Below are 22,962 nucleotides of genomic sequence, written 5' to 3' on the forward strand. Positions count from 1 at the left end.
CAGGATGACTACAGAGCGCTTGTTGCTGATCGTGGAAGACGACCCCGCTTTCGCGCGCACCCTTTCCCGTTCGTTCGAACGGCGCGGCTACACCGTGCTGAAAGCATCCAACCTGGAAGAAGTCGGCGCCCTGCTGCAAAAGCACACGCCGACGCACGCCGTGGTCGACCTCAAGCTGGAAGGCAACACCTCCGGCCTCGCCTGCGTGCAGGCGCTTCACACCCACTCGCCTGAGATGCTGATCGTGGTGCTGACCGGCTTCGCCAGCATCGTTACCGCTGTCGAAGCGGTCAAGCTGGGCGCCTGCCAATACCTGGCCAAGCCTTCCAATACAGACGATATCGAAGCCGCCTTCTCGCATGTTGCCGGCGTGGCCGAGGTCGAGCTGACCAACCGCTCCACCTCCATCAAGACGCTGGAGTGGGAACACATTCACCAGGTGCTGGCGGAAACCGGTTTCAACATCTCGGAAGCCGCCCGCCGGCTCGGCATGCATCGCCGCACGCTGGCGCGCAAACTCGAAAAGCAACGGGTGAAATAGCTCATGGGTCTCCGCGACTTCTTGCACTCCTTCTTCATCGGGTCAAACCTGAGTGATGGCCCGGTCGCTCCGCTGACCCGGGTCGAGATGATGCAGCCAGAGGGCCCGCGCCATTACCTGAAAGCCGCACCGCTCCCGCGCCCCGGCGAAAAGCGTCCATTGGTCGTAGTCCTGCATGGCAGCGGTGCTTCTGCCGAACAGGTCATGGGCCAGGCATTTCCTTTTTCGCCACTGTCGGTCTGACTGGAAATCGCCGAACGAGAGCAAGTTGTCGTTGTGGCGCCTGACGGAATCAAGCGCCGCGGCCAACGCGCATGGAACGACGGTTTTGCCGACGTGGCGAGCAATCCCAAGTGCGACGACGTCGCCTTCATCGGCGCTGTCATCGATCACGCCATCGCCGAGGATGGCGCCGATCCGGAACGGGTCTACGTGATCGGCGTTTCCAAGGGCGGCATGATGGCCTACCGGATTGCCGCCGAACTGCCGCAAAAACTGGCCGCGTTCGCGACCGTGCTGGCAGCGATGCCGCAGCGAGCGGCTTACGCCATGCCGGAGACGGCCCTCCCCGCCCTGATCGTCGCCGGCGAAAGAGACCCGTTCATTCCGTACTCGGGCGGCAAGTCATTCGTTACGCTGTGGTACACGGCACCGTCATTGGGCATGGAAGCCACAGCCGCCGTCTGGCGAAAATTGGCCCGGCTCGCGGGCGAGCCTGCCGTCGAGCACCTGGCAGCCACGAAGGGCGATTCGACCCGAGCAATCCGTTACACATGGGGCAATCAAGCCGAAGAGGTTCAGGTCAGCCTCCTGAAGATCGTCGGCGGCGGCCACGCGGAACCAAGCCGGAAGAAGCGCTATCCCGGCTTGTTCAGCCGTTTCCCCGGCCGCCAGAACGCAAGCATCGAGATCGCGGAAGAAGCCTGGACCTTCTTCAAGGACAAGCGGCGCAAGCCGCCTTCAGAGGCTGGTCTCGAGCGCAATACGTTCGCCGAGACGCTGTAGCAGCAGGTGGACGTGGTAGCCGTCCACGAAACCATGATGCGCCTGGACACAGAATGGCACCGTCATCATGTCGCCACCCAGCTCACTGTAGCGCCCCCATGCAATTAACGGAATATCGGCCGATGTGTACTCATAGATCGGGTGTTCGATGGCGCGCATGTCGAGCCATGGCATGCAGGTGGTGTAGACGTTGTTCTTCTGCTCGCGCGGCGTCAGGTCGCGGCCAGTGTTAATGAATTCACGCGTCGCACGCGCCTCAACGCCTGCCGCCAGGCTACGGGTGATGAACTCGGCACGGTCGGTCGACATGTCGAATCGCGCGTAATTCAGGTTGTTGTCAAGATTGATGACCGTGTAACCACCGTAAAAATCATCGATCTTGATCACCTCTCCTTCGAACTCGCGGTACAGGAAGTTGTCGACATCCTTCACGCTCATATACAGGCAATACAGGAGAAAATGGAACGGCGGCAGTTGCCGCTCCTTGCAATAATGGCGAAACTCCGGCAACCGGGCGACGACGCTCAGGTTCAGCAGCGGGTTGGCATATTGGCGAAACGACTCATAGCGATCGCGGCGAAATTCAAATTTATCCATTTTCAGAGCTCACTCAGCGAGTCGGTCATCATATGGAGGACTCAACGGCCTGTCCTTAACATTTGCCAAGCATATTCCATTGCGATTGATGCCTTAAGGTTCCGTTCTGGAATAAGCGAGAAAGAAAGCTCATAGGGTCAGATAGCTTGCGGGTTGAGTCGTTCGATTTTGGAATGGAGCTTGTTCAGGCCCGCCAGGTACGCTTTGGCGGAAGCAACCACGATATCCGGGTCGGCGCCGACGCCGTTGACGATGCGGCCCGAATGCGCCAGCCGCATGGTCACCTCCCCCTGCGACTGGGTTCCGGGGCTGATGCCGCTGATCGCGAACAGCACGAGTTCCGCGCCGCTTTGGGCCTTGCTTTCAATGGCGTTGACCATGGCGTCGACCGGGCCGTCGCCCGTGCCTTCGGCGGCATGCTCGATGCCGTCAATCGAAAACACGACGCGCGCAAACGGCAGTTCGCCGGTTTCCGAACGCTGCGACAGGGAAACGAAGCGGTAATGCTCGCCGCCGGACGCAGCCTCTTCATCGCTCACCAGCGCCATGATGTCTTCGTCAAAGATTTCAGCTTTGCGGTCTGCCAGCTCCTTGAAGCGCGTGAAGGCGGCGTTCACTTCGGCTTCGGAATCGAGTTCGATGCCTAGCTCCTGCAAGCGCTGCTTGAAAGCGTTGCGGCCGGAGAGCTTGCCCAGCACGATCTTGTTGGCAGTCCAGCCCACATCCTCGGCGCGCATGATTTCATAGGTCTCGCGCGCCTTGAGGATGCCGTCCTGGTGGATGCCGGAAGCATGGGCAAACGCATTGGCGCCAACGACCGCCTTGTTCGGCTGCACGGCAAAGCCGGTAATCTGCGACACCATCTTCGATGCCGGCACGATCTGCGTCGTATCGATGCCGCAGTCCAGGTTGAAGTAGCCGGCCCGCGTGCGCAGCGCCATCACCACCTCTTCCAGCGCCGTATTGCCGGCCCGTTCGCCCAGGCCGTTGATGGTGCATTCAACCTGCCTGGCACCGCCAATCATCACGCCTGCCAGCGAGTTTGCCACGGCCAGGCCAAGGTCGTTATGGCAATGCACCGACCACACAGCCTTGTCCGAATTGGGAATGCGCTCGCGCAGCCGGCGGATCGTCTCGCCGTACAGCTCCGGCACGGCATAGCCCACGGTATCAGGGAAGTTGATGGTGGTGGCGCCTTCAGCGATCACGTTTTCCAGCACGCGGCACAGGAAATCCTCTTCCGAACGGCTGCCATCCTCCGGGCTGAATTCAATATCGTCGGTGAATTTGCGGGCGAAGCGGATCGCAAGCTTGGCCTGCTCCAGCACCTGCTCCGGCTCCATGCGCAGTTTCATCTGCATATGCAGCGGCGAGGTCGCGATGAAGGTGTGGATGCGTTTGCGCTCCGCCGGCTCAAGTGCTTCCGCAGCGCGGGCCAGGTCGCGGTCATTGGCGCGCGCCAGGGAGCAGACGATCGGCTCGCGAACGGCTGTGGCAATGGCACGGATGGATTCAAAGTCGCCCTGCGAAGCAGCGGCGAAACCAGCCTCGATCACATCGACCCGCAGCTTTTCAAGCTGGCGGGCGATGCGCACTTTCTCTTCGCGGGTCATGGACGCGCCCGGCGATTGCTCGCCGTCGCGCAAAGTGGTATCGAAGATGATGAGGCGGTTATTCATGGAGTCGCTCCTTCTGAATTGCCGCCCCAGCGGCGTTACGATTTATCTTCTGGCGAGGTTTTCTCGATCAGCTTGACCGGGTTGCCCTTGAACAGGCGGGTCAGGTAAATCACGTAGCCTGACAGTCCATATGCCACGAACAGGACGAACAGCACCTTCGGCGGATCGATCGAGATCAGGGCGAAGAACATCGCGATCAGGAACACGGCCAGGAACGGTACCGACTTGCGGAAGTTGATGTCCTTGAAGCTGTAGAACGGCACGTTGGACACCATGCTCAGGCCAGCGAACACCGCCAGCACCCAGCCCTGCCACGGATACAGCACGCCATCGACTTCCAGGTCGGTCAGCAGCATGACGAAACCGGCGATCAGGGAAGCGGCGGCCGGCGACGGCAGGCCCTGGAAGTAGCGCTTGTCGACCACTTCGATATTGGTATTGAAGCGTGCCAGGCGCAGCGCAGCGCCAGCACAATAGACAAAGGCTGCGATCCAGCCCAGCTTGCCAAGGCCGCGCAACGCGAATTCGTAGATCACCAGCGCCGGCGCAGCGCCGAAGGACACCATGTCCGACAGGGAGTCGTACTGGGCGCCGAACTCACTCTGGGTGTTGGTCAGGCGTGCCACACGGCCATCCAGGCCGTCCAGCAGCATGGCGACGAAAATCGCCCAGGCTGCGTGTTCGAAGCGCTGGTTCATGGCCATGACGATGGCAAAGAAGCCGCAGAACAGCGCACCGGTGGTGAACGCGTTCGGCAGCAGGTAGATGCCGCGCGAGCGCGGCCTGTCGAGGCCATCGGCTCCCTTGCGGCGGGCGAAGCGGCTGAACAGCGATTGCTTGCCGGCGGCATTCTTAGGCCGGCGGCGGGGGAATTTGGCCATACTCTTCCATTTTTTATACTAGGGTGACCCCTATTATAGAGGACACCCAGTATGGAAGTGGCAACTTTGGCTTACTTGAACTTGACCTTGCCGACCACGCGCATTTCCAGCGTGGTTTCGCCTGGCTCGAAGCTTGGCTCGGCCACGGACTGGTCCATCTCTGCCTTGGCGGCCATACGGGCCATCATGGGCGCCGGGGCACCTGCAGGGCCGCTGCCGTAATTGCCGGAACCCTCGTAGTCGATGGTATCGAGCACCGCATCGCTTACCGGACGGCCCATGGCGGAGGCAATGGAAGCAATGCGCTCGTTCAGGTTCTTGTAAGTGGCCGCGATGCGGGCGTCATCGAGCTTGCGGGTAGCGGCAGGGCTCAGGCCGAAGGACAGGCCGTTCAGGGTCAGCACTTTCTGCGCAGCGGCAACGGTCTTCGGCAGCACGCCGATATTGGTGGTGGTCATCTGCACGTACTGGCCAACGCGCCATGCGGTCGGCTGGCGCGGCTTGGCGGCGGCGCCCGGCGGCAGCGGACGGTCTTCCGGATAGACCGGATAGGTGTAGTAGCCCTGGGTTTTCAGCTTGGCCTGCGGGTCTTCCTTCTTCAGGATTTCCAGGCCTTGCTTGATCTTCTGGTTGACGCGCGAGGCTGCGGCAGCCTTGTCCTTGTCCTGCTCTTCGATCGCCAGCGTGGCCACAGCCTGGTCGTTCGGCGCAGTGACTTCACCATAGGCAGGCACGATGACGGTGGCGCCTGCGGTCGGGACGGATTGTGCGATGGCAGCCTGGGTACCCATCGCCAGCGCGGCAGCGGCTACAGCTTTCAGGACGGTCATTGTTATTCTCCTTACGTGATGACGATGGACGCACTTTAACCGAAATCAAATCACAAAACTGTCGCAGTTCGTGAGCGTTTGTAACACTCTGATAACTTGAAGCGTACTTTTGTGGTCCACCGACGAAGCGCCAAAGTCGAGCGATTCCAACTTCGCGTCAGCAACAGGGCGGCGCATCGCGCCCGCAATAAAGGCGACCTGCTCTTCCAGGCTGCGATAGGCTGCTTCCACACGGCGCTGCTCCAGCTTTTTCGTGGTCTCCTCGTTCAGCCCGAAATTGACGCTCTTGAGCGCCAGGACTTTCTGGGTAGAGGCAACCGTAGCCGGCAAGGAGGCGAAATCGCCGGTTACAAGCCTCACTTCCTGGCTGACACGCCATCCGATTTGCTGCGCATCGCGCTTCTGGGAACGCGCAAGTGCTTCGTCGTAGACCGCGAAAGTCCGGTAGCTGTCCAGCGATAGCCGCGCATTCGGGTTGGCCTTTTTCAGCGCTGCGATGCCCTGCTTCAGCCGCAAGTTGGCATTGGACGCCAGCGCCGCCTTGTCCTTGCCCTGTTCTTCGTAGCCGAAGACGAGCTGCGCCTCATCGTTAGGCGCGGTGACGCTGCCGATCACAGTCACCGTGACCAACGCGTTTTCCTTATCGAAGCTCGAATGTAACTGAAACTGATACAAAAGTGTCATCTGCCTGACACCGGGCTGTGGCATCATCACGTGTCGTCCACTCCATACATGAACAAGGAAAATGGCAAAGCACCTGATTCCCGCACTGGCCCTGGCGGCCTCGTTCGGCGCTTATGCAGCGCCGGCAAAACAGCCAGCACAACCAAAACTCGTCCTCGTGATGGCCGTCGATGGCCTGCCGCAAGAGCAGGTGACGCGCTACGCCAGCCAGTTCGGCCAGGGCGGCATCCGCCGCCTGCTCGAGCAGGGCGCATGGTTCAGCAATGCGCACCAGGCGCACGGCATCACCGTGACCGCGGTCGGCCATGCAGCCATTTTGAGCGGCGCCTATCCTTACCAGCACGGCATTGTCGGCAACAACTGGGTGAACCCTGCCAATGGCGGCAGCATGTACTGCACCGAGGACCAGAACTACAAGTACATTGGTAGCGAAAAGACCGATCCGCATGACGGCACCGCGCCAACCAACCTGCGCGTAGATACGCTGGGCGATCAGTTGCGTTATGCCACCGGCCAGCAATCCAAGGTCATCACGGTTTCGGGCAAGGACCGCGGAGCGATTCTCCTGGGTGGCAAAACCGGCACGGCCTACATGTACATGGAAGAAAGCGGCAATTTCGCTTCTTCTACCTTCTACATGAAAGAGCACCCGCAGTGGGTGCAGAAGTACCAGGCTGGCAAGCCGCAAGAGCGCTATTACGGCGTGAAGTGGAAGCCGCTGCTGGCTGATTCGGCTTACGCGGGCGATTACGGCGATGCGCCGAACCTGCAGCTGTCCAGCGAATCGGGCCAGACCGACGCCGCTTATTACAAGCGTCTGAAGGCATCGCCATTCCTCGACGAACTGACCGTAGAATTCGCGCAGGCTGCCATTGAGGGCGAAAACCTGGGCAAGAACCCGGCTGGCGTGCCGGACCTGCTGGGCGTGAGCTTCTCCGCACACGACCTGGCGAACCATGAATACGGGCCGGAGAGCAAGGTCTCCCACGACCACCTGATGCGCCTGGACCGCATGCTGTCCAACTTCTTCTCGTACATCGACAAGCGCATCGGCATGGACAACGTGCTGGTAGTGCTGACCGCCGACCACGGCTTCCCGAACACGCCGGAGTTTGCCAATGAAATCCAGAAGGCGGGCGTCAACCGCATCGACGGCAAGAAGCTGGTCGATGACCTGAACGCGCACCTGTCGTCCAAATTCGGCTTGAACAAGGGCGTATCGGCTTACTCGATCCCGAACATCCACCTGGATTACGCGCAGATTGAGACCAAAGGTTTGAAGCGCGAGGACGTTGAAAATGCCGCTGCACGTTTCCTGATGTCGCAGCCTGGCATGGCGGATGTGTTCACCCGTACCCAGATGGAAAGCGGCGCCGTTGGCGGCACCCGCGTCGCAACCCTGATGCGCCGCGCCTGGAACCGCCAGATTTCCGGCGACCTGATGGTAGTCGCCAAGCCGCACTGGATCTTCGGCTTCCCGACCGGCAAAGGCACCACCCACGGCGCCCCGTATGCCTACGACACCAATGTGCCATTGATCGTGATGGGCAAGCCATGGGTGAAATCCGGCCACTACGGACAGTATGCCGAAGTCGTCGACATCGCCCCCACCCTCGCCTACCTGCTGAACGTGCGCCCGCCTGCCGGCGCCGAAGGCCGCGTCCTCACCGAAGCGTTGAAGTGATTCAAGAAATGTCCGCCTAGGGTCAGGAACCAAGTGGACATTTCTTCTTTTCAGACCTTTATAATGAGGGTCCATTCCCTTTTCGGAGCAGATATGTCGACATGCCGCATCATCCTCGCTTCCGCCATCCTGGTATTGGCCACCGGTTGCTCAATTAACCGCCCAGTTGCCGACGATTACAGTACCTATTTAGGGAACAATGCGCGCACAGGCGCCTTGCCGAGTGCGAAGGTTGCTGACAAATATTATCTGCCGCCCGCCACACAAGCCCATCACTACGAATTCAAAAGTGTGATGGGTGGGTATGCAAATACCTGGGTAGTCGAATTCGGAAAGGTGCTCGACGCAACCATGCGTTCTTCCGACGTTGTCACCGCCCTTGGAAACCTGAATAAGGCCGGCAATGACAAGCCGGCCGCCGGGAATACCCTTGTATTTGACCTGCTTCGCTATTCGTTCGAAGAGCATGGCGCGCACATTGAGCTGGCGATCAGCATCCGCAATGCCAAGGGCGAGGTCTTCCGCAAAGTCTACAACGCTGACGGACAGACGCAGGGAGGCAAGATGTTCTGGGGTGGCGCATTCGCGATGAAGAACGCAGTCCAGCAATCCACCAAACTGGCCATGGACGATATACTGGCCCGCTTTATTCGCGACGCGGGGAGCAGCAACGTAGCTTCGGCAGGAAAGTGATCCGTGCAGTAACGGCAGAGCCCGTGTCACACCTTGGGGTCTGACCCCACGGTGTGACACGGGCTCTTCACTTGCCATAAAAAAAACGGCCCCGAGGGGCCGTTGAAGTTTGCTTCTAGGGACAATCAGTTCTTGGACTGGTCGACCAGTTTGTTTTTGGCGATCCAAGGCATCATTGCGCGCAGCTTGGCGCCGACTTCTTCGATCTGGTGCTCGGAAGTCAGGCGGCGGCGGGAGATCAGGGTCGGTGCGCCGGCCTTGTTCTCGAGGATGAAGCTCTTGGCGTATTCGCCAGTCTGGATGTCTTTCAGGCACTGGCGCATGGCTTCCTTGGTGGCGGAGGTCACCACTTTCGGGCCGGTCACGTACTCGCCGTACTCCGCGTTGTTGGAGATCGAGTAGTTCATGTTGGCGATGCCGCCTTCGTAGATCAGGTCGACGATCAGCTTCAGCTCGTGCAGGCACTCGAAGTAGGCCATTTCAGGCGCGTAGCCTGCTTCCACCAGGGTTTCGAAACCGGCCTTGATCAGTTCCACGGTACCGCCGCACAGCACGGCCTGTTCGCCGAACAGGTCGGTCTCGGTCTCTTCACGGAAGTTGGTTTCGATGATGCCGGCCTTGCCGCCGCCGTTTGCCGATGCGTACGACAGGGCGATGTCGCGGGCGGAACCGGATTTGTCCTGGTACACGGCGATCAGGTGCGGCACGCCGCCACCCTGGCGGTAGGTGCCGCGCACGGTGTGGCCTGGGGCCTTCGGTGCGATCATGATCACGTCCAGGTCGGCGCGCGGCACGACTTGGCCGTAGTGCACGTTGAAACCGTGGGCGAAGGCCAGCACGCCCCCTTGCTTGATGTTCGGTTCGACGTTTTCCTTGTACACCTGGGCGATGTTCTCGTCCGGCAGCAGGATCATCACGACGTCGGCGTTCTTCACCGCTTCGTTCACTTCCGCCACTTTCAGGCCAGCCGCTTCGACCTTCTGCCAAGAAGCGCCGCCCTTGCGCAGGCCCACGGTCACGTTCACGCCGGATTCGGTCAGGTTCTGCGCGTGCGCGTGACCTTGCGAGCCGTAGCCGATGATGGCAACGTTCTTGCCTTTGATGAGGGAGAGGTCAGCGTCTTTGTCGTAGAAAACTTTCATGGTCATTCCTTGGGTGTGAATTCGGTTCGTATTGTTTAAACTTTGAGGATGCGTTCGCCGCGGCCAATGCCGGAACCGCCAGTACGGACAGTCTCCAGGATCGAGGCGCGGTCGATCGCGTCGATGAAGGCGTCCAGCTTGCTCTTGGCGCCCGTCAGCTCAATGGTGTAGGTCTTTTCGGTCACGTCGATGATGCGGCCGCGGAAGATGTCGGCGGTGCGCTTCATCTCTTCGCGCTCCTTGCCGACGGCACGTACCTTGATCAGCATCAGCTCGCGCTCAATGTGTTGGCCTTCGGTCAGGTCCACCACCTTCACCACTTCGATCAGGCGGTTCAGGTGCTTGGTGATCTGTTCGATGATGTCATCGGAACCAGTGGTCACGATGGTCATGCGCGACAGGGTCGCATCTTCGGTCGGCGCAACGGTCAGCGTTTCGATGTTGTAGCCGCGGGCGGAGAACAGGCCCACCACGCGGGACAGCGCACCCGCTTCGTTTTCGAGCAGTACAGAAATAATGTGTCGCATGATTACAGGTCCTCCGAGCCAAGCAGCATTTCGGAGAGGCCTTTGCCGGCTTTCACCATCGGCCACACGTTTTCACTCTGGTCGGTAATGAAGTTCATGAAGACCAGGCGGTCCTTCATGCCAAACGCTTCTTTCAGCGCGGCTTCGACGTCACCCGGTTTTTCGATGCGCATGCCGACGTGGCCATAGGCCTCGGCCAGCTTCTCGAAGTCCGGCAGCGAATCCATGTAGGATTCGGAATAGCGCGAACCGTAGTCGATCTGCTGCCACTGGCGAACCATGCCCAGGAAGCGGTTGTTCAACAGGATGATCTTCGGCGTCAGGCGGTACTGTTTGCAGGTCGCCAGTTCCTGGATGTTCATCTGGATCGAGCCTTCGCCGGTAATGCAGGCGACAGTCGCATCCGGATTGGCCATCTGCACGCCCATGGCGTACGGCAGGCCGACCCCCATGGTGCCCAGGCCGCCGGAATTGATCCAGCGGCGCGGTTTGTCGAACTTGTAGTACTGCGCAGCCCACATCTGGTGCTGGCCGACGTCGGAGGTGATATAGGCGTCGCCCTTGGTGATGTCGAACAGCGACTCGACCACTTGCTGCGGCTTGATCACCAGGTCGGACGTGGCGTAGGCCAGGCACTTGCGGCCGCGCCATTCGTTGATCTGCTTCCACCAGTCTTTCAGCGCGGCGGCATTCGGGCGCTGCTCGGTCGCTTCCAGCTGCGACAGCAGTTCGACCAGCACGTCCTTCACGTTGCCGACGATAGGAATGTCCACTTTCACGCGCTTCGAGATCGACGAAGGGTCGATGTCGATGTGGATGATCTTGCGCGGGTTCTGGCTGAAGTGCTTTGGATTGCCGATCACGCGGTCGTCGAAGCGGGCGCCGATCGCAATCAGCACGTCGCAATTCTGCATCGCGAGGTTGGCTTCGTAGGTGCCGTGCATGCCGGGCATGCCGACGAAGCACGGGTCGGAAGCGCGCGAACCGCCAAGGCCCATCAGGGTATTGGTGACCGGGAAGCCGAGTTTATCAACCAGTTTGTTCAGCTCATTCGACGCATGCGCCAGGATCACGCCGCCGCCGGCGTAGATCATTGGACGCTCTGCCGACAGCAGCAGCTGCAGCGCCTTGCGGATCTGGCCGGCGTGGCCTTTGTCAACCGGGCGGTAGGAACGCATCTCGATATCCTTCGGATACGAGTACACGTGCTTGTGCATCGAAATGTCTTTTGGAATATCGACCAGCACCGGGCCTGGACGGCCGGTCTTGGCGATATAGAAAGCCTTCTTGATGGTTTCCGCCAGGTCTTTCACGTCCTTCACCAGGAAGTTGTGCTTGACCACCGGGCGGGTAATGCCGACGGTGTCGCATTCCTGGAACGCATCCTGGCCAATGGCGTGGCTCGGCACCTGGCCGGAGATCACCACCATCGGAACGGAATCCATGTATGCGGTGGACAGGCCGGTCACCGCGTTGGTGACGCCAGGTCCGGAAGTGACCAGCGCCACGCCCACTTTGTTCGAGCTGCGCGAATACGCATCGGCGGCATGGATGGCGGCCTGCTCATGGCGAACGAGGATGTGCTGGAATTTGTCCTGCTTGAAGATGGCGTCGTAGATATAGAGAACGGCGCCGCCGGGATATCCGAAAACGTGTTCTACGCCTTCCTCAGCGAGGCAGCGGACAACGATTTCGGCGCCCGTGATGGGAGCTTCGGTATTCATGAAACATTCCTTTCAAGGTCCATAGGAGATTGATCGGATGCTCTTGCCTAGCGAAGTGGGCGACACCGTGCACGACTCTCAGCTTCCCTTCTTTCTGCGGTCACACTGACCCTTCCCCCATGCGTAGCTGGAGTACAAGCCGGTGCTAAACGCAACTCGTTTGGCCGGAGTTTTGCAGCGGTTTCTGGCCTACCTCTCGCGCTTGTGGCACGGGTTAGAGCAAACTGCTGACAATAGAAAGCTGGCTTTCCAGAACGGCTTTGTGTGCCTGTCCCGAAGAACCGGGGAGCCTTGTGGTGTGCAAAGCGTCCTTAACGTTACCGCGCTGCACCATATTGGTCAAGCATATTCTGCATTTTTTGTTAAAATGCCGGATTGTTCAGACTTGCGATATAGCGCAGCCCTCTTCCCGACGCATGGCCACAGACAAAGAATTATCGGATTTCCTCGAAAGTGTCGAGCGCCGCGCCTTCAAACAAGCGGTCTATGCCGTCCGAAAGGACGAATCCGCACTGGACATTGTTCAGGATGCAATGATTAAATTGGCAGAAAAGTACGGCGACAAGCCGGCAGCCGAACTGCCAGCGCTGTTCCAGCGCATCTTGCAAACGACTATACTTGATTATTTCCGCCGCGAAAAAGTCCGTAATACCTGGGTAAGTCTTTTCTCGGGCCTTGGCCCTGGCCAGGAAGAGCATGAGGACTTTGATATACTGGAATCCTACGAGGCTGAAGAGGGTTCCCAGGCGGCCGAGTCGAGTGCAGACCAGGTAGAACGGGCACAGATCTTGCAGATAATTGAAGAAGAAGTGCAAAAACTACCTGCGCGTCAACGAGAAGCGTTCCTCATGCGTTACTGGCAGGACATGGATGTAGCAGAAACTGCCGAAGCGATGGGATGTTCCGAAGGGAGCGTAAAGACGCATTGCTCACGAGCAACACACACTCTCGCTGAATCGCTCAAAGCCAAGGGAATTAAGTTATGAACACCGAAGACACCAACTTTGCATACGGCGTGCGGCGCGCGCTCAATGAAAAGCTAGACGATCTGCCAGCCTCGACCACAGACCGCCTGGCCGCAGCCCGCATGGCTGCAATGAAGCGCAAGAAGGCCGATGCGCCGGCCCGCGTGCGCGTGACCCGTACCGCCCCGGCAGTGGCCGGCGGCGCTAATGGCTTCTTCGCCAACCCGTTTGCCTGGTTCAACCGCGTCAGCGTGGCCCTGCCCTTGCTGCTGCTGATGGGCGGCATGGTTGGCGTGTACCAGTACGAACAACAGCAATCGATCGTGGAACTGGCAGAAATGGACGCCGCCGTGCTGTCCGATGAACTGCCGCTGTCTGCTTACCTTGACCAGGGCTTTGGCGCCTATCTCGAGACCCGCGAGCAATAAAGTATGGCGCGTGTAAGTGGCAGGACAAAATGGGTTGCTGGAGCAATCACGCTGCTGGGTGTGGGGATCGCTGCCGTCGTCTGGCTGGTGAGCCGTCCTGCTTTGCAGCCTGCGTCAGCGCCATCAACTGCCGCTACCGCCGCGGAGCCTGCCAAGCCGGTAGGTGAAAAGCCGCACTGGTCCGATCTCAAGCCAGCCCAGCAACAGGCCTTGGCGCCCCTCGAGTCGACCTGGGAAGAACTGGGCCCGGTGCGCAAGCAAAAATGGATTTCCATCGCCAACCGCCTGGCCAAGATGAAGCCGGACGACAAGGCGCGCGTACAGGAACGCATGCGTGAATGGGTGGCGTTGTCGCCAGCCGAACGCAAGCAGGTGCGCGAGAACTATGCGCGCGCCCAGAAGAAAGCGACGCCACCGGGCCAGCGCGCTGCCGAGTGGGAGCAGTACCAGCAACTGCCGGAAGAAGCCAAGAAGGCCCTGGCAGAAGCCGCCGCGGCAAAGAACAACCAGGTGGTCAAGACGCCTAGCCTGGCGCAGTCCAGCGTGAAGACCCCTGCTCCAGTCAAGGCCCAGGGCCACGGCCTGGTGCCGGCGCCGGGTACCGTCCCGCCGGGTACCGTACCGCCAGCCCCGATCGGTTTGCCGCAAGGCTCTCCTGCCGTCGTGCCGCCAGGCAGCTCGCTGGGTGCAGGCAACGTCGCTCCGGCAACTGCCGCAGCGCCTGCAGCCGCCTCCGGCACCGCTGCGCCGGCCGCGACGACGACCGCCACCCCGGCTGCGCCAGCAGCCGATGCGAACGCACCAGCGTCCCCGTCCCCTGCCGCACCAAGCGCCCCGCCGGCCGTTCCCAATGCAAGCAAATAACGCTGTCCCGACCGTCAAGCGTCGCCTCATTTGCATCGTGTACGAGTCGCTCCTGCTGCTCGCGGTGGAAATGTTTGCGATCGCGGTCTACCTGCTCGTGACGTTTGCGGCGCATTCGCCTGTCCTGGATGCGGGACGCGGCATTTTCGTGATCCTGGTGGCGGCTGCCTATTTCATTTACTCCTGGACGGGGAGCGGCCACACCTTGGCCATGAAAACCTGGCGCATCAAGATTGCATCTGCTGGCGCCGGCCGAATTTCGCTCCGTGCAGCGGCAACCCGCTTCATCCTTGCATGGGGCTTTGTGGCGCCGGCACTTGTCATCATCCATGTATCTCAGCTGCTGACAACACGCGCAGGCATCAGCATGGCTGTCGCAATTCTGGTCGGCAACATCGTGCTGTGGTCGCTGACAGCCCTCCTTGACAAGGATCGCCAGTTCCTGCACGACCGCATGGCCGGCACCCGCCTGCTGCAATTGCCGAAACCGGAGAAAAAAGCCGCGAAAGCCGCCTAAGCAATCGCTATACTGGACTTGGACAAGGGAGGCAACCATGGACAAGGACAGCAGCTTCACTGGCTCAATTCCGGAAACTTACGAGCGTGCCATGGTGCCGCTCCTCTTCACCCCCTACGCGATCGACATGGCGCACCGTATCGCGCAGCGGCGTCCCGCGCGCATACTGGAAGTGGCAGCCGGCACCGGCGCCGTTACCCGCCACCTGCTGCAGGAGATCCCCAACGCGCAAATCGTCGCCAGCGACCTCAATCCCGCCATGCTGGACCAGGCACGCAAAGCCGTCGATTCGCCGCGCGTCGAATGGCGCGAGGCGGACGGGCAGGCGCTCCCCTTCCCCGACGCCAGCTTCGACGCCGTGGCATGCCAGTTCGGCGTCATGTTCTTTCCCGATAAGGCGCGCGGATTCAGCGAAGCACGCCGCGTACTAAAGCCGGGCGGCCTGTATTGCTTCAATGTATGGGATGGCATCAGCCACAACGACTTTTCCGCCACCATCAATCATGCACTGGCCAAGGTATTCCCCGACGACCCACCGCGTTTCCTGGCGCGCGTGCCTTACGGCTGGCATGACATCGACGTGATTCTTGAAGAGCTGAAGCGTGGCGGCTGGACCGGCAACATCACACATGAACTGGTGACGGCCACCAGCCGCGCCGGCTCCGCGGCGTCCACTGCAACGGCGCTATGCCAGGGTTCGCCGCTCAGGGCAGATATTGAAGCGCGCGATCCGGCGCGCCTGCAGGAGGCAACCGACGTGGTAATTGCCGCACTGACCGAGAAGTTCGGCAGCGGCGCCATCGAAGGCAAGATGCAGGCGATCGTCTTTACTTGCGAGGCGTGAACTCGTAGACGCGGGCGCCCTCGCCCACGTCAACATCGTCGCCAAGCGCCAGCTCGCCGCGCTCGAAAGCCGCGACCACTTCCAGTGCCTGCTCCAGTTCGTCCTGCGGCACCATTACACGCGCACCGCCAATGGCAGGCGCCAGCAGGAATGCCGCCTGCACGTGCTGGTCGTCCATCACCGTTGCATTCAGTCCCGCCGCACGCAGGCAGCCGCACAGGATAAAGGCATCCGCCGGAATCAGGCAGCGGCGAACGAGGCAAAAGTCGTTGTCCATGCCCCCATCATAGCAAGCCTTGGTCATCCACGCCGAAACGGATGCCTTGCCGACCGTGGACAATATACATGGCGGCGGCCATCCACACTGTGCCGTTCATCGAAGGTGTCTGAAAGGCGAATCAGGGTCGTCCTTGCATTCCAGGTAATGCGATTTCTCATCCAGCTTTTCGAACCCGTGGGGGCAAATCCGGTCGAGGCCAGGTTGCACATAAGTCTCCAACAGTTTTCCCCTGGCGTCGAAATCGAAGCCCTGCCCCCCGACCAGCGCCGAATCATAGCAATCGGGGTGCGTGCAGTAATACTCGCACTCCTTGCAGGCCGAGCCGATTCCATCATCGTGGAAGGGATGGCAATGGTCATATTCTGCCTGCACGACAATCTTGAACGTGCTGGACTGGAAATAGCCGCATTTGCCGTTCTCACGGAAGCGTCCTACGCCTAGCGGCGCATACGGATAATCGAAATCGCCGGTATGGTAGATGCCCGGCACAACGACACGGCCACGCCGGTCAAGCGCCACCACTTCGTTGGGGCCAGGGTCGCCGTCAATGACAATAACCGACTTGCCCGACTTTTCGAAGGCGAGCTTGCGCAGGTATTGCGGCTTGAGCTGGCGCACACCCTCCCGCACGGTGAAGCAGAGCGGGGACCATTCCTCTCCTCCATCTCGTGCTGGACAGGCCGGCTTGGCAGCAAGGGCGCAGAGTGGCGCCAGCACGAGCAGCAACGACAGGATCGCCCGCATCATTCATTTTTCTCCGGTCAGCAAAGGGTGTTGGGCGGTGAAGGCCGCCAAATGTTCAAGGAGGGCGCGTACGCGGGCCGGCAGGTAACGCTGCTGCGACCAGACGGCATAAACGCTGCGCTCACGCGATGTCCAGCCCGGCAGGAGCCGCACCAGCGCGCCAGACTCCAGGCTGGCGTGGCACTGCAGCTCTGGGGCCAGTACGATGCCAAGGCCCGCCTCCGCCATCATCACCGCCAGCCGCACCTCGTTGACGCGCACGCGCGGTTCGGGATGCAGCACAGAGTGCGCGCCCGTAACCGGGTCCTGTAAATGCCATTCACGCAGCGGCAGCGTGGCGATTGTGGAATGTCTTTCCAGTTCAGCCACATCGGACGGCGTGCCGAACTGAGCGAGGTAAGCCGGCGACGCAGCAAGCACCAGATTGACATTTCCCAGCTTGCGCTGGGTGAGCGTGGAATCGGCCAGTGCGCCGATGCGGATCGCCAGGTCGGCACCAGTGCCAACAATGTCCTGCACTTCGTTGGACAGTTCGAGCTCCAGCCTCACCTTCGGATACTGTTCAAGGAAGCTGGCCCATGCCGGCGCCAGGATCTCGCTCGCGAAATTGACCGGCGCCAGAACGCGGATCGTGCCTTCGATCGCGCCCAGCGTGGCGTCCAGCCGCAGCGTAGCCTGGCGCAGCGACTGAACCAAGGGGCGGCACTGTTCGTAGTACTGCATCCCCTCTGCAGTAGGCTGGGTGCGACGAGCGCTGCGATGCAAGAGGCGATAGCCGAGCGCCGCCTCCAGCTTTTGCAGGCGGCGAGTGACAGTCGCGGTCGGCAGCCCCTCTTTCTCGGCAGCAGCGTTCAGGCTGCCCGCTTCGACGATGGCGATAAACAGGGCGAGGTCATCCAGCATGATTCCATTTTTGGAATTAGAGATTGAATTTTCATCGCTAGTGTACGCCAACGAAATTAACTACGCTTGAGTCATTGATAACTTGCTGGAGAAAGCCATGACTGACCTGCGTACCCGGATGATCTTTGCAGCCCTGATGTCGTTCCTGATGAGTGTGATCATGAGCGGCTGGATCACCTGGCTGAACATCGGCTTCCACCCCGAATATACGGCGCGCTGGGGCCACGCCTTCCTCGCCGCCTGGCCGGCCGCCTTCTTCGCCGTAATGACGATCGCACCGATGGTGCAGCGCCTTACCCAGCGCCTCGCCGCGGCCTTACGCTAGGTTCTTCAGAAGCGTTCGTAGCCTTGGAGGTAGCGCCATTCGCCGGGCTGGAGGCCGGACATGGAGATGCGCCCGATGCGCTGGCGCTTTACTGCGGTGGCTTTCAGGCCGACGTCGGCGCAAAGCTTGGCGACCAGGGCTGGCTTCGGCGGCTTGACGGCGAAGCGCAGGCGGCGTTCGTTTTGCCAGCTCACCTTGCCTGCGCCCTGGTTCAGGAGCGTGAGGCCGTTGTCGGCAATCTCGCCTTCGACATCGACGATCAACTCCTGTTCGACCGTGGCGCCTTCATCCACCAGCTTGCGCGCGACGCGGAAGTCTTGCGTGAACACGAACAGGCCACTGGCTTGCTTGTCCAGCGCGAGGCAGGCGGTCAGGTTGCGCAGGTGGCGCTTGAGGAAGCGAACGCGCTGGGCGTCCTTGCTGCGCGCTTCCGGCAGCAGGCATGCCAGCGCATCGGCGCCGGCAGGCTTGTTCAGAAGGATCGTTACCGGCGCGATGTCGAGCAGGGTTGCGTCGGCGGACAGCACGACTTGCTGGCCGGGCGCGACGCGCGCACCGGGTTCTTCGACGATTTCGCCGTCTACCGTGACGTAGGCGCCTTCGATGTAATTCTCTGCTTCGCGGCGCGAGCATGGAACCATGTCCGCCACGCGCTTGGCGAGGCGGATGGTGTTGTCTTCGTTGTTCATTATTGCTTGAAGTAGTGGGCGAATACGGCGGCGACGTGTTCGAGGTCGGCGCGCGTTACGTCCAGGTGGGTCACGAGGCGCAGTGTCGGCGCCATCGAGACGCGGATGCGTTCTGCTGCCAGCTCTGCATTCAACCCTTCGCAGGCTTCGCGTGGCATGGTGACGAACAGGATGTTCGTTTGCGGCACGCTCACTTGCAGCACGCCGATCTTTGCCAGTTCGGCGGCGAGCCAGCTTGCGTTGGCGTGGTCCTCGGCCAGGCGCTGGACGTTGTTCTGCAGGGCGTATAGGCCTGCGGCAGCAATCACGCCAGCTTGGCGCATGCCGCCGCCCAGCATCTTGCGCCAGCGCTTGCCCTGCTCGATTAATTCACGGCTGCCGCACAGGACGGAGCCGACCGGGGCGCCGAGGCCTTTGCTCAGGCAGACGGAGACGCTGTCGAAGCCTTTTACCGCGTCCTTCAGCGAGATGCCTTGCTTGACGGCGGCATTGCAGATGCGGGCACCGTCGAGATGCGTGGCCAGGCCGCGTGCGTGCGCGAGGCCGGTGGCTTGCGCGACGTATTGCTGCGGCAGGACCTTGCCGCCGATGGTGTTTTCCAGCGCCAGCAGCTTGGTGCGGGCGAAGTGGAAATCGTTCGGCTTGATGGCGGCTTCGATGTCTTGCAGCGCGATGCTGCCGTCCGCCTGGTTGATGATCGGCTGCGGCTGGATACTGCCGAGGACTGCGGCGCCACCACCTTCGTACTTGTAAGTGTGGGCGTCCTGGCCGACCAGGTATTCGTCTCCCCTGCCGCAATGGGCCAGCAGTGCAATCAGGTTGGTTTGCGTGCCGGATGGCGCGAACAGCGCAGCTTCGTAGCCGAAGAGTTCCGCTGCGTAGGCCTGCAGCGCATTGACCGTGGGGTCGTCGCCGTACACGTCGTCGCCGACCTGGGCGGTGAACATGGCTTCGCGCATTTCGGCGCTGGGATGCGTGACAGTGTCGCTGCGCAGGTCGATCCAGCGTTCGCCGTCTGCGGCGAGCGACATTGCGCCTGCGCCGGCCGGATAGCCGGTGCTCACGGCGCCACCTCGGCGTCAGTTGGCGTTGCGACAGGCGCGCCGGTGTAGAAGCGTTCGCCCATTTCGTCGAGGCCGATGGTGGACAAGACTTCCTTCAGGCGCTCGGCAGGCTTGCGGCGCGGGAGGTTCTTGTATGTGGCAACGATCAATTCGTTCTTCATCGAATGCTCCCAGCCTACGAGTTCGGTGACGGTGACCTGGTAGCCGTGCGACTCAAGCTGCAGGCAGCGCAACACGTTGGTGATCTGGCTGCCGAATTCACGGGTGTGAATCGGGTGGCGCCACAACTCAGTGAGCACATTCTTGCCCAGCGAAGAGCCCTTGTTCTTGCGCAGCACGGAGGCGACTTCGGCCTGGCAGCATGGCACCAGCACGATGTGTTTAGCCCTTTTCTTCAGCGCGAAATCGATGGCGTCGTCGGTGGCGGTATTGCAGGCGTGCAGCGCGGTGACGATGTCGATCTGCTCCGGCAGCTTGTCGGAGGTGGTCGATTCGGCCACCGACAGCGGCAGGAAACTCATGCCGGGGAAATCGAACTTGCGCGCCAGCTCTTCGGAACGCGCCACCAGTTCTTCGCGGGTTTCGATGCCATAAATGTGCGAATCGTCGCCCAGCGCCTTGAAGAACAAGTCGTAGATGATGAAGCCGAGGTAGGACTTCCCTGCCCCGTGGTCGACCAGCGATACCGAGCCCTTCGCCGTGCGTACGTCGTTCAGCAGCGGTTCAATGAACTGGTAGAGGTGGTAGACCTGTTTGAGCTTGCGGCGGCTGTCCTGGTTCAGCTTGCCGTCGCGGGTGAGGATGTGCAGCTCCTGCAGCAGCGCGACCGACTGGCCGGGCTTGACTTCAGGGATGTCTGTGACGGTAGCGGGCAGCGGCGTGCCCGGGGCCTTACTGCGCTTCATCGATCCACGCCTGCTGGATCGCTTCCAGCACTTTTTCGCCGCCGCGCTTGTGGTCGTCGTCGAAGCCATCCAGGTCGACGATCCAGTTGTGCAGGTCGACAAAGCGCACCGTCGTCGGGTCGACGTCCGGGAACTTGTCGTACAGGGCTTCGGCAATCGCCGTGACATCACTCCATTTCAGCATGGTGCACCTCGGCTCAGTGGCCGCCTTCGCTGGCGTGGTTGATCGTGTACTTCGGAATTTCGATGACCAGGTCTTCGTCCGCCACGATGGACTGGCAGGACAGGCGCGAGCAGGCTTCCAGGCCCCAGGCCTTGTCCAGCAGGTCTTCTTCGGTGTCGGTCGCTTCGTTCAGGGAGTTGAAGCCTTCACGCACCAGCACGTGGCAAGTGGTGCAGGCGCAGGACTTCTCGCAGGCGTGTTCGATGTGGATGTCGTTCTCCAGCAGGACGTCGCAAACGGACTTCCCTGCTTCGGTTTCGATCACGGCGCCTTCGGGGCACAGCTTGGCATGCGGCAGGATGACGATTTGTGGCACTTCTATTCCTCAGTCAATTAAACAACCTGGTCCAGCGTCTTGCCGGCCAGTGCGCTGCGCACGCTGCGGTCCATGCGGCGCGATGCGAATTCTTCGGTGCCCTGGGCCAGGGCTTCGTAGGCGGCTTTCACCGCGTAGTGGTCGGCTTCGCCGCTGCCGGATTTCACCAGCATGTCCATGGTGGTGGCCATCAGGGCGTTGATGGCGGCGCGCTCGTCGTCGTTCAGAAGGTTGCCGTCTTCGTCCAGCGCGGACTGGGTGGCCAGCATGATGCGCTCGGCTTCGACCTGCTCTTCGCGCAGAGCGCGGGCTTTCATGTCGGCTTCCGCTTCGGTGTGCGATTCGGACAGCATCCGTGCCACGTCGTCGTCACCCAGGCCATACGAAGGCTTGACGGTGATCGATGCTTCCACATTCGAGCGCAATTCGCGTGCGGAGACGGACAGCAGGCCGTCAGCGTCCACCTGGTAAGTGATGCGGATGCGCGCCGCACCGGCCGCCATCGGCGGAATGCCGCGCAGTTCGAAGCGCGCCAGCGAACGGCAATCGCTCACCAGTTCGCGCTCGCCTTGCAGCACGTGCACCGCCAGCGCGGTCTGGCCATCCTTGAAGGTGGTGAACTCCTGCGCGCGGGCGCATGGAATGGTGGAGTTGCGCGGGATAATCTTCTCGACCAGGCCGCCCATCGTTTCAATACCCAGCGACAGCGGGATCACGTCCAGCAGCAGCCAGTCGTCGCCTGCGGCGCGGTTACCGGCCAGCAGGTTGGCCTGGATGGCGGCGCCCAGCGCCACGACCTTGTCCGGATCGATATTGGCGTGCGGGATAGTGTGGAAGTATTCGCCTACCGCGCGCTGCACGTGCGGCATGCGGGTCGCGCCGCCGACCATGACCACGCCGTCGATATCGTCGGCGTCGATGTTGGCGTCGCGCAGGGCCTTCTTCACCGCGTTCATGGTCTTGGCGACCAGGTGCTTGGTGATGTCGGCGAAAATTTCAGGGGTCACGCGCTGGTGGACTTCTTCGCCCGAGCGCAGCACGGCGTCGATGGTGACTTCCGGCTTGGTCGACAGCAGCTCTTTCGCCTCGCGCGCCTTGACCATCAGGGTCGCGGTGTCTTCGTCGGACAGCGGCGCCAGTTTTTCCTGCTCGTGAACCCAGCAGAACAGGCGGTGGTCGAAGTCGTCGCCGCCCAGCGCGGAGTCGCCGCCTGTGGCCAGCACTTCAAACACGCCTTTCGACAGCTTGAGGATCGAGATATCGAAGGTGCCGCCGCCCAGGTCGTACACGGCGAAGATGCCTTCGGAGCCGTTATCAAGTCCGTAGGCGATGGCCGCGGCAGTCGGTTCGGACAGCAGGCGCAATACGTTGATGCCGGCCAGTTGCGCGGCATCCTTGGTGGCCTGGCGCTGCGCTTCATCGAAGTAGGCAGGCACGGTGATCACGGCGCCGACCAGGTCGTCGCCCAGCGAATCTTCCGCGCGCTGGCGCAGGGTGGCCAGGATCTGGGCCGACACTTCAACCGGCGATTTCACGCCGGCGACAGTCTTCAGCTGCACCATGCCCGGAGCATCGACGAAATCGTATGGCAGGTTCTCGGCGTAGGCGATGTCCTTCAGGCCGCGCCCCATGAAGCGCTTGACCGACACGATGGTGTTTTTCGGGTCGGTGGTCTGGTGCGCCTGGGCTTTGTATCCGATATTGGCATGGCCGTTTGGAAGGTAACGCACCACGGAAGGCAGCAGCGGGTGGCCGTCTTCGTCGTTCAGCACTTCAGGAATGCTGCTGCGGACGGTCGCTACCAGCGAATTGGTGGTGCCGAGGTCGATGCCCACCGCCAGGCGATGCTGGTGCGGGGCGGTCGACATGCCCGGTTCGGAAATCTGCAAAAGAGCCATGGTGAAACCT

The 22,962-nt window shown here is 61.2% G+C and carries 28 protein-coding genes; 11 read left to right on the forward strand and 17 right to left on the reverse strand.

The window, feature by feature from the left end; all coding sequences use genetic code 11:
- Positions 1–4 precede the first annotated feature (4 nt).
- The 3 genes from ACN9MY_RS22610 to ACN9MY_RS22620 are packed head-to-tail and all read left to right on the forward strand — an operon-like array spanning position 5 to position 1,546.
- A complete protein-coding gene (locus ACN9MY_RS22610) occupies positions 5–541 on the forward strand; it encodes a response regulator transcription factor (protein WP_426336181.1) in 537 nt (178 codons plus the stop codon).
- A 3-nt stretch (positions 542–544) separates the two neighbouring features.
- Positions 545–784, forward strand: a complete 240-nt coding sequence (locus tag ACN9MY_RS22615; RefSeq protein WP_426336182.1) for a hypothetical protein — start codon at positions 545–547, stop codon at positions 782–784.
- Between the two features lie 33 nt (positions 785–817).
- Positions 818–1,546 (forward strand): alpha/beta hydrolase family esterase, encoded by a 729-nt coding sequence (locus tag ACN9MY_RS22620; RefSeq protein ID WP_426336183.1) that lies wholly within the window; start codon positions 818–820, stop codon positions 1,544–1,546.
- Here the strand turns inward: ACN9MY_RS22620 and ACN9MY_RS22625 are convergent.
- The 5 genes from ACN9MY_RS22625 to ACN9MY_RS22645 all read right to left on the reverse strand — a co-directional run bounded on the left by ACN9MY_RS22625 (position 1,502) and on the right by ACN9MY_RS22645 (position 6,244).
- Positions 1,502–2,143 carry a CatA-like O-acetyltransferase gene (locus ACN9MY_RS22625; protein ID WP_426318691.1) on the reverse strand — a complete coding sequence of 214 codons (642 nt, stop codon included), beginning with the start codon at positions 2,141–2,143 and terminating at the stop codon, positions 1,502–1,504. The two genes, ACN9MY_RS22620 and ACN9MY_RS22625, sit on opposite strands and share 45 nt — an antisense overlap.
- Before the next feature lie 137 nt (positions 2,144–2,280).
- Entirely contained in the window at positions 2,281–3,822 is a 1,542-nt protein-coding gene (locus tag ACN9MY_RS22630; RefSeq protein ID WP_426336184.1) for a 2-isopropylmalate synthase, read from the reverse strand.
- A gap of 35 nt (positions 3,823–3,857) precedes the next feature.
- A complete protein-coding gene (pssA, locus tag ACN9MY_RS22635) occupies positions 3,858–4,703 on the reverse strand; it encodes a CDP-diacylglycerol--serine O-phosphatidyltransferase (protein WP_426162895.1) in 846 nt (281 codons plus the stop codon).
- Positions 4,704–4,774: 71 nt separating this feature from the next.
- Positions 4,775–5,533 (reverse strand): SIMPL domain-containing protein, encoded by a 759-nt coding sequence (locus tag ACN9MY_RS22640; protein WP_426336185.1) that lies wholly within the window; start codon positions 5,531–5,533, stop codon positions 4,775–4,777.
- Positions 5,534–5,578: 45 nt separating this feature from the next.
- Complete coding sequence (locus ACN9MY_RS22645; protein WP_426336186.1) at positions 5,579–6,244, reverse strand: SIMPL domain-containing protein; 666 nt, start codon at positions 6,242–6,244, stop codon at positions 5,579–5,581.
- Between the two features lie 34 nt (positions 6,245–6,278).
- Between ACN9MY_RS22645 and ACN9MY_RS22650 the strand changes: the two genes are divergently transcribed.
- Together ACN9MY_RS22650 and ACN9MY_RS22655 are read left to right on the forward strand one after the other, a co-directional pair.
- The gene (locus ACN9MY_RS22650) at positions 6,279–7,901 is read left to right on the forward strand and encodes an alkaline phosphatase family protein (protein WP_426336187.1); all 1,623 of its coding nucleotides are present in this window, start codon (positions 6,279–6,281) and stop codon (positions 7,899–7,901) included.
- Between the two features lie 93 nt (positions 7,902–7,994).
- Positions 7,995–8,594 carry a hypothetical protein gene (locus ACN9MY_RS22655; RefSeq protein WP_426336188.1) on the forward strand — a complete coding sequence of 200 codons (600 nt, stop codon included), beginning with the start codon at positions 7,995–7,997 and terminating at the stop codon, positions 8,592–8,594.
- A 125-nt stretch (positions 8,595–8,719) separates the two neighbouring features.
- On the opposite strand, the gene ilvC is transcribed toward ACN9MY_RS22655, so the two are convergent.
- The 3 genes from ilvC to ACN9MY_RS22670 are packed head-to-tail and all read right to left on the reverse strand — an operon-like array spanning position 8,720 to position 11,987.
- Entirely contained in the window at positions 8,720–9,736 is a 1,017-nt protein-coding gene (gene ilvC / locus ACN9MY_RS22660; RefSeq protein WP_426336189.1) for a ketol-acid reductoisomerase, read from the reverse strand.
- A gap of 35 nt (positions 9,737–9,771) precedes the next feature.
- Positions 9,772–10,263 (reverse strand): acetolactate synthase small subunit, encoded by a 492-nt coding sequence (gene ilvN / locus ACN9MY_RS22665; protein WP_028104341.1) that lies wholly within the window; start codon positions 10,261–10,263, stop codon positions 9,772–9,774.
- Between the two features lie 2 nt (positions 10,264–10,265).
- Positions 10,266–11,987, reverse strand: a complete 1,722-nt coding sequence (locus tag ACN9MY_RS22670; RefSeq protein WP_426336190.1) for an acetolactate synthase 3 catalytic subunit — start codon at positions 11,985–11,987, stop codon at positions 10,266–10,268.
- Positions 11,988–12,379: 392 nt separating this feature from the next.
- On the opposite strand from ACN9MY_RS22670, the gene ACN9MY_RS22675 reads away from it, so the two are divergent.
- The 5 genes from ACN9MY_RS22675 to ACN9MY_RS22695 are packed head-to-tail and all read left to right on the forward strand — an operon-like array spanning position 12,380 to position 15,605.
- Positions 12,380–12,973, forward strand: coding sequence for an RNA polymerase sigma factor (locus ACN9MY_RS22675; RefSeq protein ID WP_426323830.1), 594 nt, complete (start codon positions 12,380–12,382; stop codon positions 12,971–12,973).
- Positions 12,970–13,380 carry a DUF3619 family protein gene (locus tag ACN9MY_RS22680; RefSeq protein WP_426162909.1) on the forward strand — a complete coding sequence of 137 codons (411 nt, stop codon included), beginning with the start codon at positions 12,970–12,972 and terminating at the stop codon, positions 13,378–13,380. The genes ACN9MY_RS22675 and ACN9MY_RS22680 overlap by 4 nt, the downstream gene beginning before the upstream one ends.
- Before the next feature lie 3 nt (positions 13,381–13,383).
- Entirely contained in the window at positions 13,384–14,244 is an 861-nt protein-coding gene (locus ACN9MY_RS22685) for a DUF3106 domain-containing protein (RefSeq protein WP_426318698.1), read from the forward strand.
- Complete coding sequence (locus ACN9MY_RS22690) at positions 14,231–14,761, forward strand: RDD family protein (protein ID WP_426162914.1); 531 nt, start codon at positions 14,231–14,233, stop codon at positions 14,759–14,761. Before ACN9MY_RS22685 ends, ACN9MY_RS22690 begins: the two co-directional genes overlap by 14 nt.
- A gap of 37 nt (positions 14,762–14,798) precedes the next feature.
- Positions 14,799–15,605 carry a class I SAM-dependent methyltransferase gene (locus ACN9MY_RS22695; protein ID WP_426162916.1) on the forward strand — a complete coding sequence of 269 codons (807 nt, stop codon included), beginning with the start codon at positions 14,799–14,801 and terminating at the stop codon, positions 15,603–15,605.
- Here ACN9MY_RS22695 and ACN9MY_RS22700 read toward each other — a convergent pair.
- The 3 genes from ACN9MY_RS22700 to ACN9MY_RS22710 all read right to left on the reverse strand — a co-directional run bounded on the left by ACN9MY_RS22700 (position 15,589) and on the right by ACN9MY_RS22710 (position 17,532).
- On the reverse strand, positions 15,589–15,882 hold the full coding sequence (locus ACN9MY_RS22700) for a hypothetical protein (RefSeq protein WP_426162919.1): 294 nt from the start codon (positions 15,880–15,882) through the stop codon (positions 15,589–15,591). The genes ACN9MY_RS22695 and ACN9MY_RS22700 overlap by 17 nt on opposite strands.
- Before the next feature lie 96 nt (positions 15,883–15,978).
- Entirely contained in the window at positions 15,979–16,632 is a 654-nt protein-coding gene (locus ACN9MY_RS22705; protein WP_426162921.1) for a hypothetical protein, read from the reverse strand.
- Positions 16,633–17,532 carry a LysR family transcriptional regulator gene (locus tag ACN9MY_RS22710; protein ID WP_426318699.1) on the reverse strand — a complete coding sequence of 300 codons (900 nt, stop codon included), beginning with the start codon at positions 17,530–17,532 and terminating at the stop codon, positions 16,633–16,635.
- 97 nt (positions 17,533–17,629) lie between these two features.
- Between ACN9MY_RS22710 and ACN9MY_RS22715 the strand changes: the two genes are divergently transcribed.
- Positions 17,630–17,857, forward strand: coding sequence for a DUF2798 domain-containing protein (locus ACN9MY_RS22715; RefSeq protein WP_426162925.1), 228 nt, complete (start codon positions 17,630–17,632; stop codon positions 17,855–17,857).
- A gap of 5 nt (positions 17,858–17,862) precedes the next feature.
- On the opposite strand, the gene ACN9MY_RS22720 is transcribed toward ACN9MY_RS22715, so the two are convergent.
- Genes ACN9MY_RS22720 through hscA form a run of 6 tightly spaced genes read right to left on the reverse strand, consistent with a single transcriptional unit; the run spans position 17,863 to position 22,952 of the window.
- Positions 17,863–18,546 (reverse strand): RNA pseudouridine synthase, encoded by a 684-nt coding sequence (locus ACN9MY_RS22720; protein WP_426162927.1) that lies wholly within the window; start codon positions 18,544–18,546, stop codon positions 17,863–17,865.
- On the reverse strand, positions 18,546–19,577 hold the full coding sequence (gene ltaE / locus ACN9MY_RS22725) for a low-specificity L-threonine aldolase (RefSeq protein ID WP_426323832.1): 1,032 nt from the start codon (positions 19,575–19,577) through the stop codon (positions 18,546–18,548). The genes ACN9MY_RS22720 and ltaE overlap by 1 nt, the downstream gene beginning before the upstream one ends.
- 29 nt (positions 19,578–19,606) lie before the next feature.
- The gene (locus ACN9MY_RS22730) at positions 19,607–20,515 is read right to left on the reverse strand and encodes a class I SAM-dependent methyltransferase (RefSeq protein WP_426318700.1); all 909 of its coding nucleotides are present in this window, start codon (positions 20,513–20,515) and stop codon (positions 19,607–19,609) included.
- Entirely contained in the window at positions 20,502–20,696 is a 195-nt protein-coding gene (gene iscX / locus ACN9MY_RS22735; protein ID WP_090444923.1) for a Fe-S cluster assembly protein IscX, read from the reverse strand. The genes ACN9MY_RS22730 and iscX overlap by 14 nt, the downstream gene beginning before the upstream one ends.
- 16 nt (positions 20,697–20,712) lie before the next feature.
- On the reverse strand, positions 20,713–21,054 hold the full coding sequence (gene fdx, locus ACN9MY_RS22740) for an ISC system 2Fe-2S type ferredoxin (protein ID WP_090444791.1): 342 nt from the start codon (positions 21,052–21,054) through the stop codon (positions 20,713–20,715).
- A gap of 17 nt (positions 21,055–21,071) precedes the next feature.
- Positions 21,072–22,952, reverse strand: coding sequence for a Fe-S protein assembly chaperone HscA (gene hscA / locus ACN9MY_RS22745; protein ID WP_426318701.1), 1,881 nt, complete (start codon positions 22,950–22,952; stop codon positions 21,072–21,074).
- Positions 22,953–22,962 lie beyond the last annotated feature (10 nt).

The sequence above is a fragment of the Pseudoduganella sp. R-31 genome (assembly GCF_049913235.1).
Taxonomy (GTDB): Bacteria; Pseudomonadota; Gammaproteobacteria; order Burkholderiales; family Burkholderiaceae_D; genus Rugamonas.